Raw genomic sequence first — 13,180 nt, 5'->3', positions numbered from 1 at the left:
GGAACAGGCCAATTTCGCACAGAGCTCTGCACGGAATTGCTGTAGGGTCCGGGAAACGCTGCACATACCGGAGAGATCCATGCTGAACGGAATACGCATAGTCGAGATCGAAGGCCTGGGCCCCGGCCCTTTCGCCGCCATGTTGCTGGCTGATCTCGGCGCGGATGTGATCACCATCCACCGCAAGGGCGGCAGTGTGACACCCGGCATGCCGGAACGCTCGGTGCTGGACCGGGGCAAACGGTCCATTGCGCTTGATCTCAAGGATGCAACCGACTTGAACACCGCCAAGGAACTCATCACCACCGCCGACGCACTGATCGAAGGCTTCCGCCCCGGCGTGATGGAGAAACTGGGACTTGGGCCTGACATATGCCATGCGCTGAACCCCAAACTGGTCTACGGCCGCATGACCGGTTGGGGACAGGACAGCCCTTTGTCCAAAACCGCCGGGCATGACCTGAACTACATCGCCCTTTCGGGCGCTCTCTGGTACGCGGCGCAACCTGAAACAACGCCGCAAACCCCTGCAACCCTCGTCGGCGACATTGGCGGCGGGGCGATGTATCTGGTCACAGGCCTCCTTGCCGGTTTGCTCAACGCCCAGCGCACCGGTCAGGGCACCGTCGTCGATGCGGCCATCTACGATGGTTCGGCGCATATGATGAACCTGCTGATGAGCATGCGCCAAACCGGCAACCTGTCAGAAACGCGCGGCCAAAGCCTGCTTGACGGTCCACATTGGAGCCGCACCTACCGCTGCGCCGATGATGGCTTTGTGACGGTCCAGTGCCTTGAGCCAAAATTCTATGCCGAATTCCTGAACATTCTGGGCTTGTCACAAAACCCCGACTTGCAGGAGCAATTCAACTCCAAACTCTGGCCGGACCAAACGAAGAAACTGACAGACCTGTTCCTGAGCAAACCCCGAGACCATTGGGCCGCGCTGTTTCACGAAACCAATGCCTGCGTCGCCCCAGTCCTTGATCCGGTCGAGGCACAAAACCACCCCATGAACACCGCCCGCCAAACTTGGCAAACCGTGGATGGCACCATGCAAGCCGCCGCAGCGCCCCGTTTCTCGACCATGCACTGGAGCGCCAAACCCAGCCCGGCCCGAGGCGAACACAACCAAGTCATTCTGGACGAGCTCTCCGCCCAGAACCAATCCGCCCCTTCATCTGGCTAAAAATTTCCCAGGGGATGAATTGGCCAACGGCCAAGAAGGGGGCTGGTCCCCTTCCCTCTACCGCCCGCGCACCGTGTCGATCATCAATTGCACGTTCTCGGGATCCGCATCCGGCGTAATCCCGTGACCGAGGTTGAAGATATGTGGACCTTTGGAGAACGCCTCAACAATCCGCCGCGTCTCATCCACCAGCGCCTGACCGCCCGTGACCATATGGGACGAGGCCAAGTTCCCCTGCACGCAGCCATCCACCTGCACATGCGCCGCCGCCCAGTCAGGCGCGACCGAGTTGTCCAGCGCCACACAATCCACACCGGTTGCCTTGGCAAACCCGACATAGCCCTCGCCCGCTTCACGCGGGAAGCCAATGACTGGAATACCGGGATGGCGTGTCTTAATGGCCTGCGTGATCACGCGGCACGGCTCAACCGCGTATTTCTGGAAGGCGTCGCCTTTCAAAGACCCGGCCCAGCTGTCAAAGATCTTGACCACCTCGGCCCCGGCATGGATCTGAGCCGACAGATACTCGATCGTTGCCAGTGTAATCCGCTCTAACAGAGCCTCGAAAAGGGCGTTATTCTCCTCGCGCAGCGCATGCGCAGGACCCTGATCAGGCGTGCCGCGCCCTGCGATCATATAGGTCGCGACAGTCCACGGCGCGCCTGCAAATCCGATCAAGGTGGTCTCGGACGGCAGTTCCTTCGATAGGATACGCACAGTTTCATAGACCGGGGACAGGGTCTCATGAATGTCCTCAACCGGCTTCAACACGTCAAAGTCGGATTGCTGCGTGATCGTCGAAAGGCGCGGGCCTTCGCCTGTTACAAACCACAAGTCCGCACCCAGCGCTTGGGGAACCAGAAGGATGTCAGCAAACAGGATCGCCGCGTCAAACCCATAGCGGCGAATGGGCTGCAACGTGACCTCGGCCGCCAGTTCGGGATTGTAGCACAGCGACAGGAAATCCCCGGCTTGCGCGCGGGTTGCGCGGTATTCCGGCAGATACCGCCCGGCCTGACGCATCATCCAGATCGGCGGAATGTCCTGAACCTCTCCGGCCAGTGCCCGCAGCAATTTCTTCGTCTCAGCCATCATCGCCCTCAATCTTGCGTTTCGCCCACGGGTCGGCGCTCAGTGGCAATTTGTCAAGCACCGCCCCCATTGTCAGGGCAATGTGACGCGACTAAAGCTGTGCCCATGACACTGACTCTGCCCACCCCCGCATCGCCGCTGAAAATTGGCACCCGAGGCTCTCCGCTGGCTTTGGCACAAGCCTATGAGACCCGCCAGAGACTGCGCGATGCGTTCGGGCTGAGCGATGAGGCTTTTGAGATCGTGGTGATCAAAACCACCGGCGACAACCGCGCCATGATCGATGCGGATCGCCCGTTGAAAGAGATCGGCAACAAGGGCCTCTTCACCAAGGAAATCGAAGAGGCGATGCTGCGCGGCGATATCGACATCGCCGTCCATTCGACCAAGGATATGCCCGTCGAACAGCCCGCCGGGCTGGTGCTGGATACGTTCCTGCCCCGCGAGGATGTGCGCGATGCGTTCATTTCCCCGCAATTCACCTCGATCCACGACCTGCCCGAGGGCGCCGTTGTCGGCACCTCATCCCTGCGGCGCAGGGCACAATTGCTGAACCGTCGCCCGGACCTGAATGTGGTCGAATTTCGCGGCAACGTGCAGACCCGTCTGAAGAAACTGGCGGACGGCGTGGCCGATTGCACCTTTCTGGCCATGGCCGGCATCCGCAGGCTGGGGATGGAGGACGTCCCTGCCACCGCGATCTCAACCGACGATATGCTGCCCGCCATCGCACAAGGCGCGATCGGCATTGAGCGCCGCGAAACAGACAACCGGGCCGCCGAACTGCTTGAAGCGATTCATCACGCTGAAACCGGTCAACGTCTGACAGCGGAGCGTGCGCTACTGGCCGGGTTGGACGGGTCTTGCGAGACCCCGATCGCCGGGCTTTGCGAAATCGAGAACGGCCAAATGCGACTGCGGGGCGAGGTTCTGCGCCCCAACGGATCCGAGGCTATTGCGGAAAACACAACAGGCGCGATCGAAGACGCCACCGAGATGGGCCGGGAAATGGCCGACACTCTGCTGCGTCAGGCAGGCCCCGGTTTCTTCGATTGGAAAAAATCCTAAATAATTTTAGCCAAAGTGAACTTGTTCACTGTGGCATTCCGAAAAGACAGGCATTAATAGGCCATACCGGTTGCAAGACTGGATAGCCTCGAAAGTATCGAAAGTTTTCAGATTGTTGGTGTTTTAACAAGTATTCGAGGGGGCGAGGCTACGCCCAGACTGCAATAGGTGAACGGGCCGCTGTCAATTTCGACAGCGGCTCGTTTTTTTCATCAGCACGTCTTTGATCAGCCCAGTGCCGCGACCGCCTGTTTTACGGCTTCGCGCGTTTGCTCCAGATCGGCCTCAGTCACCGCCAGAGACGGGTAGAGTTTGCCCGGAGATTTGAAAATCCCATTCTCCCGCAGAACATCATTGTAAAGCGCGTTCCGTTTGGGGTCGTCATGCCGTGCGCTGCGGTAGTCGCGGCAGGGATTTTCAGTGAAGTAGACATCAAACAGCGTTTCATCGCCGCAGATCTGATGGGGAATGCCCGCTTTGGTTAGCTCATCCACCTGCATCTGCTGCAAGGCCGCGCCGGTTGCGCGCAGCTGGTCATATGTCCCCTCGCGCCGCAGAATCTCCATTGTTTTCAACCCGGCGACCGAGGCCACAGGGTTACCTGACAGAGTGCCCAGCTGCATCAGCCATCCGGCCTCACCCACCTGCGATTTGTCGAAATGCTTCATGATCTCAGCGCTTGCGCCCAACGCAGCCAGAGGAAAACCGCCGCCGGTGATTTTACCCAGCGTGCAGATATCGGGCGTCACAGCATACCGTTCCTGCGCCCCGCCATAGGCCAGACGGAATCCGGTGACGATCTCATCAAAGATCAGCAGCACATTGTATTTGTCGCACAGCGCGCGCAGGCCCTGCAGATATCCCGGCAGCGGGGGAATGATACGCTGCAAAGGCTCTGCCATGATCGCGGCTATATCGTCATGTTCGTTCAGTAGGGTCTCGACGGCCTCAAGGTCATTGAAAGGCGCGATCAGCATCTGTTCGGCGACGCCTGGAGGAATACCAGCACTGTCAGGCACGGCTTGCGGGAAATTCACCTCGCGGCTGGGGGCTAGGCTCATCTGCGCTTCGGCGCTCATGCCGTGATAGCCGCCTTCGAATTTCAGTATCTTGTCCCGCCCGGTATAAGCGCGCGCCAGACGGATCGCGTACATATCCGCCTCGCCACCCGAGGCGACAAAGCGCACCTGTTCACAGCAGGGCACGGCGTCAATGATCGCCTCGGCCAGTTCGACACCTTTGCTGTTATTTGCAAAGAAGGTCATGCCCTTGGGCAGTTGCTCCAGAACGGCCTCGAGCACTTCGGGGTGACCATGACCCAAAAGCATCGGTCCCGAGCCGATCAGGTAGTCGATATATTCGTTCCCATCCTCATCCCAGACGCGGCTGCCTTCGCCGCGTGAGATCATGATGCCAGGGTCGAAATTGCCGAACCCACCCGCCGGCAGAGCCGCCTTGGCGCGGTCGATCCATTCGGATTGAGTGTTGATCTTGAGCATATCACGCGATCTCCATCGTCAAGAAAATCAGAGTCTGTAAACGGCCGCCGGGGCGCCCAGAGCGTCTTCGTCGGGATGCACGCCAAGGCCGGGCGTTTCGGGCGGATGCAGATGTCCGTCCACGTTGCGCGGGCCGCGCCCGCCTGCGATGTCGACGGTGATCATGTCCTGACAGGCCCAGACGGCGTGGCAATTGTCATCGGGGATGGTGGCGGCCAGATGCAGAGCTTCGGTATCGGCCAGCACGGAGCCTCCGGTCGCCATGACGAACATGTCGATCCCGTGTGCCAGTGCAATGTCTCGCATCCGCGCGGCCTTGGTCAGCCCACCGACCCGGTTCAGCTTGATCCCGAATACCTCAGCCAGACAATCCCGCGCGATCCGGGCTGCGTCCTGCAATGTGACAAGCGACTCGTCCACCGAGACGGGCGAGGCATGTTTCGCCAATATCGCAGCGATGTCGTCCAGCGTTTCGCCCGGCTGCTCGAACATCACGTTAAGGTCCTCACAGGCGCTCATCACCCGCAGGGCCTGCTGCCGGGTCCAGCCTCGATTGACGTCATAGAGGACAATCTCACCCGGTCGGCGGAGGCTTTCCACATCCCGAACGCGGGCGATGTCGCGTTCCACATCGCCGCCGATCTTAACCGAATGCGCGATGTAACCCCGGCTACGATAGCGTTCGATGACTTCGCGGGTTTCCTCAACGGTCTTTGCCCCAACGGACGAGGCAATCGGGCGCGGCGTGCGGGAGCCTCCACCCATCAGATCGGCAATCGGCAGACCCGCCGCCTGACCAGCGATATCCCAGCAGGCCATATCAATCGGGCTTTTGGCGTAGAGGTGACCAGGCAGCGCGAGGTCCATCGCGCGCTCAACTTCCAGCACCTTGCGGGGATCAAGACCCAGAATGAACGGAGCAATGGTTTCGATCCCAGCCCGAATACCCGGCCCATGCGCGGGCACATAGGTGTGGCCCCAGGGCGTGCCTTCACCCCATCCCGTCAGACCCGCATCCGTTTCAACCTTCACAATCGTTGCGTCGAGATTTTCAAATTTCAGCCGCCCACCGGACAGCCAATAGGGATGCTCCAGCGGCAGATCGACCTGAAAGACCGTTAGTCGAGTGATCTTCATTTCAGTTCCACTTCGACAAAGGACATGGGGTGGTCCCCCGCGTTGATCACATTGTGCTCGACCCCTTGGTCCCGGCGGTAGGATGTTCCGGCAGGCACTGTCACCTCATTGACCGTTCCATCAGGCAATTCCAAACGCATGTGGCAATCGGTGACGGCGGTGATCACATAGTCCATCGCATGGCGGTGCCAGCCGGTTTCAGCGCCGGGGGCAAAGTCAAACCGAGTCACTCGTACGCGCGCGTCGTCAATCATCTGGGTTGCTTTGGCTTGGTCTCTCACAGGCGGAACTCCTCTACCGGTGCTCCGAGGCTTTCAAAATCCGGCGTCACCCCCAACCCAGGCGTATCCGAAGCATAGAGCTTGCCATTCCGAGACTCCGGGCCGCCAATTCCGGTCGACCGAGTGTTGTAGTTCATCAGGTCAGTCGTGTTCTGAAGATACTCGGGCGGGGTCGATGCCGCAAAATGCGCCACGACCGCGCTTGTGATTTCACCTCCCCACGTGTCTTCGCTGACCACGGGGATGCGGTTCTCGATCAGATAGTCCCGCACACGTCGCGCCTTGCTGAGCCCACCGAGGTTCGAGACTTTCAGACAGCAGATCTCGGCCCCACGATCCGCGACAATGCGTTGCGCCATGTGGATACCGGTCACGCATTCGTCCAGCTTCATCGGCTGTTCGGCGACTCGACGGACCTGCTGACATTCTTCATAGGTTCGGCAGGGCTGTTCGAGGATGAAATCCAGATCTCGCGTGGCCCTCGCCACCCGGATCGCATTGTCGACCCGCCAACCCTGATTGGCATCCGCCATCGCCTTTTCGCCCGGCTGCAGCAAGGGAACCGTGCTGCGGATACGGTCAATATCGGTGGCCCAGTCACCACCAACCTTGATCTGAAACTGCCGGTAGCCTTGATCGCGATAGGCATTCATCTCGGCCACGGTCTCATCTACCGCCTTTTGCGGCGCGACGCGGTACATGGGCGCGCCATCGGTCAGCTTTCCACCCAGCAGCATCCAGACGGGCTGATCACAGGCCTGCCCCAAGATATCCCAGCAGGCCGCATCGAACGGAGCCTTCGCGTAGCCATGCCCCTGCACCAGATGATCCATCAATTGCTCGATCCGGCCAACCTGACGCGGGTCTTCTCCCAGCAAGTGCGGCGCGACCAGCCGCGCCAGCGCCACAACGCCTTCAGAATGCGCGACCATGTAGTTCTCGCCGCAGGGCGTGAACTCGCCACAACCCTGCAAGCCTGCATTCGTGTCGATGACCACGACCGAAGCCGTGGCCGTTTTGATGGCGTTCCCCGCGCCCCAGACATAGGCCCCGCCGACATAGGGCAGCCCGGTCTGAAACACGCGGATCCGGGTGATCTTCATGCCGCGTCCATTCTGGGCAGATCGCCCATCCCTTCGCCACGCCAAAGCACAAATGTCAGGATCGGCTGATCCGTTGTCGTCATCGCATGACTTTGCCAACTTTCATGACGGCGTGTCTGGCCTTGACCGACAAACGCCTCCTCTCCGTCGACCTTGAACAGAGCCCCCCCGGCCAGCGTCAAGTAAAGCTCCTCCGCCTGATGGCTGTGCCAGTCATAGGCCAGACCCGGCCCCCAATAGCCGACATAACCGCGCAGCTGGGTTGAATGAAAATGACCGGTCGGGCCGAACAATTCGTAGTAGCCATAGCGGCTGAGGAACTCGGCACCGACCTCCTCCACCGTGTAGGTGTGTTTCCACTGGGCCAAATGCGCGGTCGCCTTGATCGCCTCGACCAAAGCCTGCGTCACAGCACTTCCTGAGAGGGTCAACTCGCGCACCTGATCCGCAGCAGGGATGTGGTTCGGTTCCAGTTCCGACGCCGACAGGTCAGTCGGCCATTCGCCAAAGGCGGACAGATCATGGTGCGTTTGATGCACCAACTGCGCGGCCCGCAGCACATCATCCAAGGTCATGGGATCACCACGATATTGCCGGTGTGTTGCTTGGCGATGAACGCAGCTTGCGCGTCCCGAAGCTCCTCAAGCGGATAGGTGGCTGCAAGGGCCGGTTTGATCTCACCCGCTTCAATGTACTTCACAAGGTTCTGCATGACCTGCGGGTCAATCACAGTTGAGCCTGTGAAGGTCAGATCGCGCAGGTAGAACGTGCGCAGGTCAAACTCGACCATCGGGCCAGCGATGGCGCCTGAACATGTATAACGCCCGCCCCGTTCCAGAATGTCGATCAACTTCGCCCAATAGGGACCACCGACCACGTCGGCCACCACGGTGATCTTCTCTTCGCTCAGCGCAGCACGCAGATTTTCTGGCGCGCGCGGCAGGATCATGTCTGGACCCAGTGCGGCAACATCGGCGTGTTTCGCCTCGGACGCCAACGCGATCACCCGCGCACCACGCCGCTTGGCCAGTTGCAGAAGCGCGCCACCAACGCCACCCGAGGCCCCCGGCACCAGAACCGTGTCCTTGTCCGTGACATTTGCTCGGGTCAACATGCCCTCGGCGGTGGAATAGGAACACGAGAAGGTCGCAAGCTCGGCGTCCGACAGGTTCGATGTGATCGGCACCGCGTTGACGGCCAGCGTCGTTGCGTATTCAGCAAAACCGCCATCCCGTTCGGACCCGTAGTAACCCGTTTTATTCATGTTGCCGGGATCATCCGGATCGCGCAGCCAGCCGTCGGTGATCACCCTTTGACCAATCCGCGCCGCATCCACGCCCGCACCGACGGCAACAATTTCACCGCAGATATCGGCACCCTGAATACGCGGGAAAGTAATCGGTGCGCCGCCCCAGGTCGGGTCATCCTCACCCACCTCTTCAAACGCACCGCCCGTCGTCGCATCTGTGACGGTCTTGGAGTACCAGCCCGAGCGCGTGTTCACATCCGTGTTGTTCAGCCCGCAAGCGGCAACCTTGATCAACACCTCACCCGCAGCGGGCTCGGGGCGGGGCCAGTTTTCATGCAGCACCATCTGCTCCAACCCGCCGTGACCCATGGTCACCATCGCCTTCATTGTGTCAGGCAAACTCATCCAGTAGTCTCCTCAAATTCGCCGCAGGTCGGCAGAAGTGTTTCGGGGGCCACATACCGGCGTTTTCGATCATCTTGGTGCGTCCGGTGTGCGAATCTGCTCGACAGGCTAATTTCACAAGTGTACCACGGTCAACAATGAATGACACAAATGTATCATCAATCGTTCTCGACCGTCTGGCCGAGGAATGGGAGGCCCTGACACCCGAGGCCCAAAAGGCCGCGCGCTATGTGTTGGAGAACCCCACCGATGTCGGCGTTTCGACCGTGCGCGAAATTGCCGAAGCCGCCAATGTCAAACCTAACACCTTTGTCCGTATGGCCCGGCAAGTCGGCTTTGAAGGCTATGAGGATTTTCGCGCGCCGTTCCGGCAGGCAATCCGGCAGGGATCGGTCTCATTTCCTGACCGCGCCCGGTGGCTTCAGGATATCGGCAAATCCGGTGAGCTGGGCGGGCTCTACGCTGACATGATCGGCGCGGCGATCCGCAATATCGAAGAGACATTTGCCAGGATCGATGCCAAACAACTGCAGGCCGCTGCCGAGGATATCTGGAACTGCCGCCAGATCTTTACTCTTGGTGTCGGGGTGAACAACTCGAACGCCCGCAACTTCACCTATCTGGCCTCGACCGGAATGAAGCAGTTTCACGCCATTCCCCGTTCGGGCTCAACCCCGGTGGACGATCTGGCTTGGGCGGATGAACAGGACGTGCTGATTGCGATCACCTGCCATCCCTATCGGACCGAAGTGATCGAGGCGATCAAGCTGGCGCGCCAGCAGGGTATGACGGTCGTTGGCATCTCGGACAGCCCGGCCAGCCCGGTGATCCTGAACGCGCAGCACGGGTTTGTTCTGTCTGCGGACACGCCGCAATTCTTCCCCTCGTCAGTCTCGACCATTGCTTTGCTTGAGACGCTTTTGTCTTTCGTGATCGCCGTTTCCAGTGATGAGATCGTTGATCGGGTCGCGCGGTTCCACCAGCGCAGGCATGAGCTTGGTCTCTATGCGGAAGAGCCCGAATAGTCACACCCGACCTCGCTCTGCAAACCTGTCACGAAATCGCCACATGGGCACGACAAACACAGGTCGCGTGGCAGCCTTGGTCAATCCAGGCGCGAGGCGCATTCTACTGATTGCGTGCATGACGAGAGTGAACTAACGATAGCCCAATGCGTTTTTTGACGGCCTTATTTCTATCGTTTCTTTTCTGCGCTCCCACACTGGTGACAGCGCAAGAGAAAGCGCTTTCCCCAGCCGAGCTTAGCCCCTCGGGGCAGAACTATCTAAAGGCCGTTCGCTATCGCGGGATCGACACGGATGTAGTGTATTTTGACCCCACCCAACCGGCACCTCCGCTGGACACCAAATTCTCACCCACACCTGACGAAGAGTCTCAAACCGCCTCGCTTGATACCAACTGGACGATGGGGATCGTCTCGGCACTGGTTCTAGCCGTGTTGGCGTGGATCCTGTACCTCAGCGTGGGTCGAACGGCGGTTTCTTTCCGGTCGGGGGCGGGCAACGCAAAGCGCGACGGAAAGCCGTCAGTGGACACGCCCGAGACAGACGAGGATTTGCCCGATCTGGACGCCATCCTGAGGCAGGAGGATCGCAACCAGGCGGTCGTCGGGCTGGCGCAACTGGTCCTGACCCGCTGCCTCAGCGCCAATGAGGTTCTTTTCAAGCGCAGCTGGACCCATCGCGAGGCGCTGCGCAGCCTGCCGCAGAGCCTCTGGTACATCCCGGATCTGCGCGCACTGGTGCTGGAAAGTGAACGGGTGCATTTCGGCCATCGCTCCATCAGCGATCCCGACTTCAATGCGCTGCTTGCGCGCATCCGCCCCATCCTGCGCGAGGTCCGCGCATGAGCGATACGGCCAATATTGCAGCAACCGAGCGGGTCCGGGTCGACTGGATCATCTTTGGCATCATCGGCGCGTTGTGCATCGGCATATTCCTTTATGTGATGGCCGGTCGACAATATGCGCTGCGCGACTCCTCAACCGGGTTCGACGGGCTAGAGCTGTGGCTGCGCGATCAAGGCCACACGGCGCAAACCTTTACCGGCGGCTGGCCGCTGGACCGCAGCACCATCGGCCTGTTGATCCAGCCCATCTATGACACTCAGCCGGGCAAAGATCGGGCGCGCGCGCAGACCAAAGACGAACTGCTGCTGCAACCAGATGAGTTCGATCAGACTCTAGACGTGATCCGCGAAAAGGCGCTCTCGACCCCCAGCCTTGTGATCTTGCCCAAATGGCGCTCGGGCCTGAGGTTAACTGGGTTGGGGCATCCTATCTTGTTGTCCCCCGAACAAGGGATCGAGGGCGTTCTACATGGGATTGTTGGTTCGGATGTCGGCAAAATCCGCTCGGCCCGCGTTCCATTCACCGACTTTGACGTAGTCTCCGACGATACGCTGACCGCCCGCCTTTATGCGGCGCAGGTCTTTGACGGGCAAGGCTGCGAGCCGCTGGTGGGCCGTCGGGGCGCTATGGTTTTAGGCCTTTGCCCACTGCCGCGCAACCGTGAACAACAGAAGATCTATGTTCTGTCCGACCCGGATCTGATGAACAACCATGGGCTGGTTTTGGGGGACAACGCCCGGATCGCGGCGCAAGTGTTGGCCGGGATCGCGGGCGAGAAGCGGATCATCATCGACTATAGCGACCGCAACTGGCTGACCGACCCGCAACAGCATGTCGCGCGCGAACGCACCTGGGACGACCTGAAGCGCCTGTTCGAACCACCCTTCCTGACCCTTTGGATCGGTGCGGGGCTTCTGCTGGCCCTTGCGGTCTGGCGCGGTGGGGTGCGCAGCGGGCCGGTCGCTGATCTATCGCTTGGCCTCGGTTCGGGCAAACGCACCGCCAACCGGGTCCGGGCCCGATTGATGCGCATGACGGATCAGGATGGCGCGTTGCTGTCGGACTTCATCGACACCCGCCTGCGCGCCCGCGCGGCATTGGTGTTCGGTACATCGCACGCCCTGCGCGGCACACCCGAGGAGGCGTACCTCAACTACGTTCGCGCCCGAAAACCGGACCTAACCGCAAAACTGGAAGATCTGATCGCATCCATCCGCGCCCTGCCCCCGCATCTGGGGCCGGAACATGCCATTCCCTATGTGGACCAATTTGAGTTGATACTGGAGCAACTTGCCGATGACGCTTGATGAATTGTTTTCCCATGCCGAAAGCCTCAGGGCTGAGATCGGTAAAGTTGTGCAAGGCCAGGAAGAAGCGGTTGACCTGCTGCTGACGGCGCTGTTTGCGCGAGGTCACGTGCTGCTTGAGGGGCCTCCGGGCACCGCCAAGACGCTGCTGGCGCGCAGCTTTGCTGGGGCTTTGAACCTCGAGTTCGGGCGCATTCAGTTCACACCTGACCTGATGCCGGGCGACGTTCTGGGGACCTCGATCTACAACTTCCAGACCAGTGAGTTTGTTCTGACCAAAGGCCCCGTCTTCAGTCAGATCCTGCTGGCGGATGAGATCAACCGCGCGCCGCCCAAGACCCAAGCCGCCTTGCTGCAGGCGATGAACGAGCGCATGGTAACCATCGACGGCACCGACCATTCGCTGGGATCCGAGTTTATCGTTGTTGCCACCCAGAACCCGATTGAACAACAAGGCACTTACCCGCTGCCAGAGGCGCAGCTGGACCGCTTCCTGTTCAAGGTAAACCTCAGCTTCCCGCCCGAAAACGTCGAACTTTCGATCCTGCGCAAACACGCCAATGCGCCGCTGGATCCCCTAAGCGCAACGAAAACGGTGCGCCATTTGCTGGACGCTCCGACGATGGCAGCGGCCCGGCAGTTGATTGATGAGATCGTGCTGGATGACGACATTCTGGCCTATATCCTGCGTCTGGTGCGCGCCACACGGGAAAGCGCGGATATCGCCTTTGGCGCCTCGACCCGCGCGGCGGATGCCATCGCCGGAGCGACCCGTGCAACGGCTGCTCTGAACGGGCGCGATTTTGCCATTCCTGATGACGTCAAAACTCTGATCATCCACGCGCTGCAACACCGTATCGTTCTGTCCCCCGCCGCCGAAATCGAAGGGCGCGGGCCGCAGCAGGTGTTGGAGAACATCGTCAACCAGATCGAGGCCCCCCGCTGATCCGGCCTTCGCGCATATTGTTGGTGGCCGCCTG

The 13,180-nt window shown here is 60.3% G+C and carries 13 protein-coding genes; 6 read left to right on the top strand and 7 right to left on the bottom strand.

Features of this window, described 5'->3' with window-relative positions:
* Positions 1-79: 79 nt before the first annotated feature.
* Complete coding sequence (locus ACR0B5_RS13580; RefSeq protein ID WP_480541106.1) at positions 80-1,189, top strand: CaiB/BaiF CoA transferase family protein; 1,110 nt, start codon at positions 80-82, stop codon at positions 1,187-1,189.
* A gap of 57 nt (positions 1,190-1,246) precedes the next feature.
* On the opposite strand, the gene hemE is transcribed toward ACR0B5_RS13580, so the two are convergent.
* Entirely contained in the window at positions 1,247-2,281 is a 1,035-nt protein-coding gene (gene hemE / locus ACR0B5_RS13575) for a uroporphyrinogen decarboxylase (RefSeq protein ID WP_480541104.1), read from the bottom strand.
* 105 nt (positions 2,282-2,386) lie between these two features.
* Between hemE and hemC the strand changes: the two genes are divergently transcribed.
* Positions 2,387-3,349: a hydroxymethylbilane synthase gene (gene hemC / locus ACR0B5_RS13570; protein WP_480541102.1), complete on the top strand. Its 963-nt coding sequence runs from the start codon at positions 2,387-2,389 to the stop codon at positions 3,347-3,349.
* A gap of 227 nt (positions 3,350-3,576) precedes the next feature.
* Here the strand turns inward: hemC and ACR0B5_RS13565 are convergent, their stop codons facing one another.
* From ACR0B5_RS13565 to ACR0B5_RS13540, 6 genes are read right to left on the bottom strand one after another with little or no spacing between them, the layout of a single operon-like run.
* The gene (locus ACR0B5_RS13565) at positions 3,577-4,848 is read right to left on the bottom strand and encodes an aspartate aminotransferase family protein (RefSeq protein WP_480541100.1); all 1,272 of its coding nucleotides are present in this window, start codon (positions 4,846-4,848) and stop codon (positions 3,577-3,579) included.
* A 27-nt stretch (positions 4,849-4,875) separates the two neighbouring features.
* On the bottom strand, positions 4,876-5,985 hold the full coding sequence (locus ACR0B5_RS13560) for a mandelate racemase/muconate lactonizing enzyme family protein (protein WP_480541098.1): 1,110 nt from the start codon (positions 5,983-5,985) through the stop codon (positions 4,876-4,878).
* Entirely contained in the window at positions 5,982-6,239 is a 258-nt protein-coding gene (locus tag ACR0B5_RS13555; RefSeq protein ID WP_170553940.1) for a cupin domain-containing protein, read from the bottom strand. Before ACR0B5_RS13555 ends, ACR0B5_RS13560 begins: the two co-directional genes overlap by 4 nt.
* Before the next feature lie 23 nt (positions 6,240-6,262).
* Entirely contained in the window at positions 6,263-7,369 is a 1,107-nt protein-coding gene (locus tag ACR0B5_RS13550; protein ID WP_480541096.1) for a mandelate racemase/muconate lactonizing enzyme family protein, read from the bottom strand.
* The gene (locus ACR0B5_RS13545; protein WP_170642706.1) at positions 7,366-7,944 is read right to left on the bottom strand and encodes a dimethylsulfonioproprionate lyase family protein; all 579 of its coding nucleotides are present in this window, start codon (positions 7,942-7,944) and stop codon (positions 7,366-7,368) included. Before ACR0B5_RS13545 ends, ACR0B5_RS13550 begins: the two co-directional genes overlap by 4 nt.
* A complete protein-coding gene (locus ACR0B5_RS13540) occupies positions 7,941-9,023 on the bottom strand; it encodes an alcohol dehydrogenase family protein (RefSeq protein ID WP_480541094.1) in 1,083 nt (360 codons plus the stop codon). Before ACR0B5_RS13540 ends, ACR0B5_RS13545 begins: the two co-directional genes overlap by 4 nt.
* A 137-nt stretch (positions 9,024-9,160) precedes the next feature.
* On the opposite strand from ACR0B5_RS13540, the gene ACR0B5_RS13535 reads away from it, so the two are divergent.
* The 4 genes from ACR0B5_RS13535 (at position 9,161) to ACR0B5_RS13520 (ending at position 13,146) form a co-directional block, all read left to right on the top strand.
* On the top strand, positions 9,161-10,048 hold the full coding sequence (locus ACR0B5_RS13535) for a MurR/RpiR family transcriptional regulator (RefSeq protein ID WP_170379200.1): 888 nt from the start codon (positions 9,161-9,163) through the stop codon (positions 10,046-10,048).
* 200 nt (positions 10,049-10,248) lie between these two features.
* Entirely contained in the window at positions 10,249-10,893 is a 645-nt protein-coding gene (locus ACR0B5_RS13530; RefSeq protein ID WP_480541092.1) for a DUF4129 domain-containing protein, read from the top strand.
* Positions 10,890-12,200, top strand: a complete 1,311-nt coding sequence (locus ACR0B5_RS13525) for a hypothetical protein (protein ID WP_480541090.1) — start codon at positions 10,890-10,892, stop codon at positions 12,198-12,200. The genes ACR0B5_RS13530 and ACR0B5_RS13525 overlap by 4 nt, the downstream gene beginning before the upstream one ends.
* Positions 12,190-13,146: an AAA family ATPase gene (locus ACR0B5_RS13520; RefSeq protein WP_480541088.1), complete on the top strand. Its 957-nt coding sequence runs from the start codon at positions 12,190-12,192 to the stop codon at positions 13,144-13,146. The genes ACR0B5_RS13525 and ACR0B5_RS13520 overlap by 11 nt, the downstream gene beginning before the upstream one ends.
* The last annotated feature ends 34 nt before the right edge of the window (positions 13,147-13,180 follow it).

The sequence above is a fragment of the Ruegeria sp. AG1 genome, assembly GCF_056541705.1.
This window is presented reverse-complemented; position numbering and strand designations above follow the sequence as displayed.

Excerpts from the sequence above, each read along its gene's own strand:
- ACR0B5_RS13580 (WP_480541106.1), top strand. The coding sequence starts at position 80 with ATGCTGAACGGAATACGCATAGTCGAGATCGAAGGCCTGGGCCCCGGC.
- hemE (WP_480541104.1), bottom strand. The coding sequence starts at position 2,281 with ATGGCTGAGACGAAGAAATTGCTGCGGGCACTGGCCGGAGAGGTTCAG.
- hemC (WP_480541102.1), top strand. The coding sequence starts at position 2,387 with ATGACACTGACTCTGCCCACCCCCGCATCGCCGCTGAAAATTGGCACC.
- ACR0B5_RS13565 (WP_480541100.1), bottom strand. The coding sequence starts at position 4,848 with ATGCTCAAGATCAACACTCAATCCGAATGGATCGACCGCGCCAAGGCG.
- ACR0B5_RS13560 (WP_480541098.1), bottom strand. The coding sequence starts at position 5,985 with ATGAAGATCACTCGACTAACGGTCTTTCAGGTCGATCTGCCGCTGGAG.
- ACR0B5_RS13555 (WP_170553940.1), bottom strand. The coding sequence starts at position 6,239 with ATGATTGACGACGCGCGCGTACGAGTGACTCGGTTTGACTTTGCCCCC.
- ACR0B5_RS13550 (WP_480541096.1), bottom strand. The coding sequence starts at position 7,369 with ATGAAGATCACCCGGATCCGCGTGTTTCAGACCGGGCTGCCCTATGTC.
- ACR0B5_RS13545 (WP_170642706.1), bottom strand. The coding sequence starts at position 7,944 with ATGACCTTGGATGATGTGCTGCGGGCCGCGCAGTTGGTGCATCAAACG.
- ACR0B5_RS13540 (WP_480541094.1), bottom strand. The coding sequence starts at position 9,023 with ATGAGTTTGCCTGACACAATGAAGGCGATGGTGACCATGGGTCACGGC.
- ACR0B5_RS13535 (WP_170379200.1), top strand. The coding sequence starts at position 9,161 with ATGAATGACACAAATGTATCATCAATCGTTCTCGACCGTCTGGCCGAG.
- ACR0B5_RS13525 (WP_480541090.1), top strand. The coding sequence starts at position 10,890 with ATGAGCGATACGGCCAATATTGCAGCAACCGAGCGGGTCCGGGTCGAC.
- ACR0B5_RS13520 (WP_480541088.1), top strand. The coding sequence starts at position 12,190 with ATGACGCTTGATGAATTGTTTTCCCATGCCGAAAGCCTCAGGGCTGAG.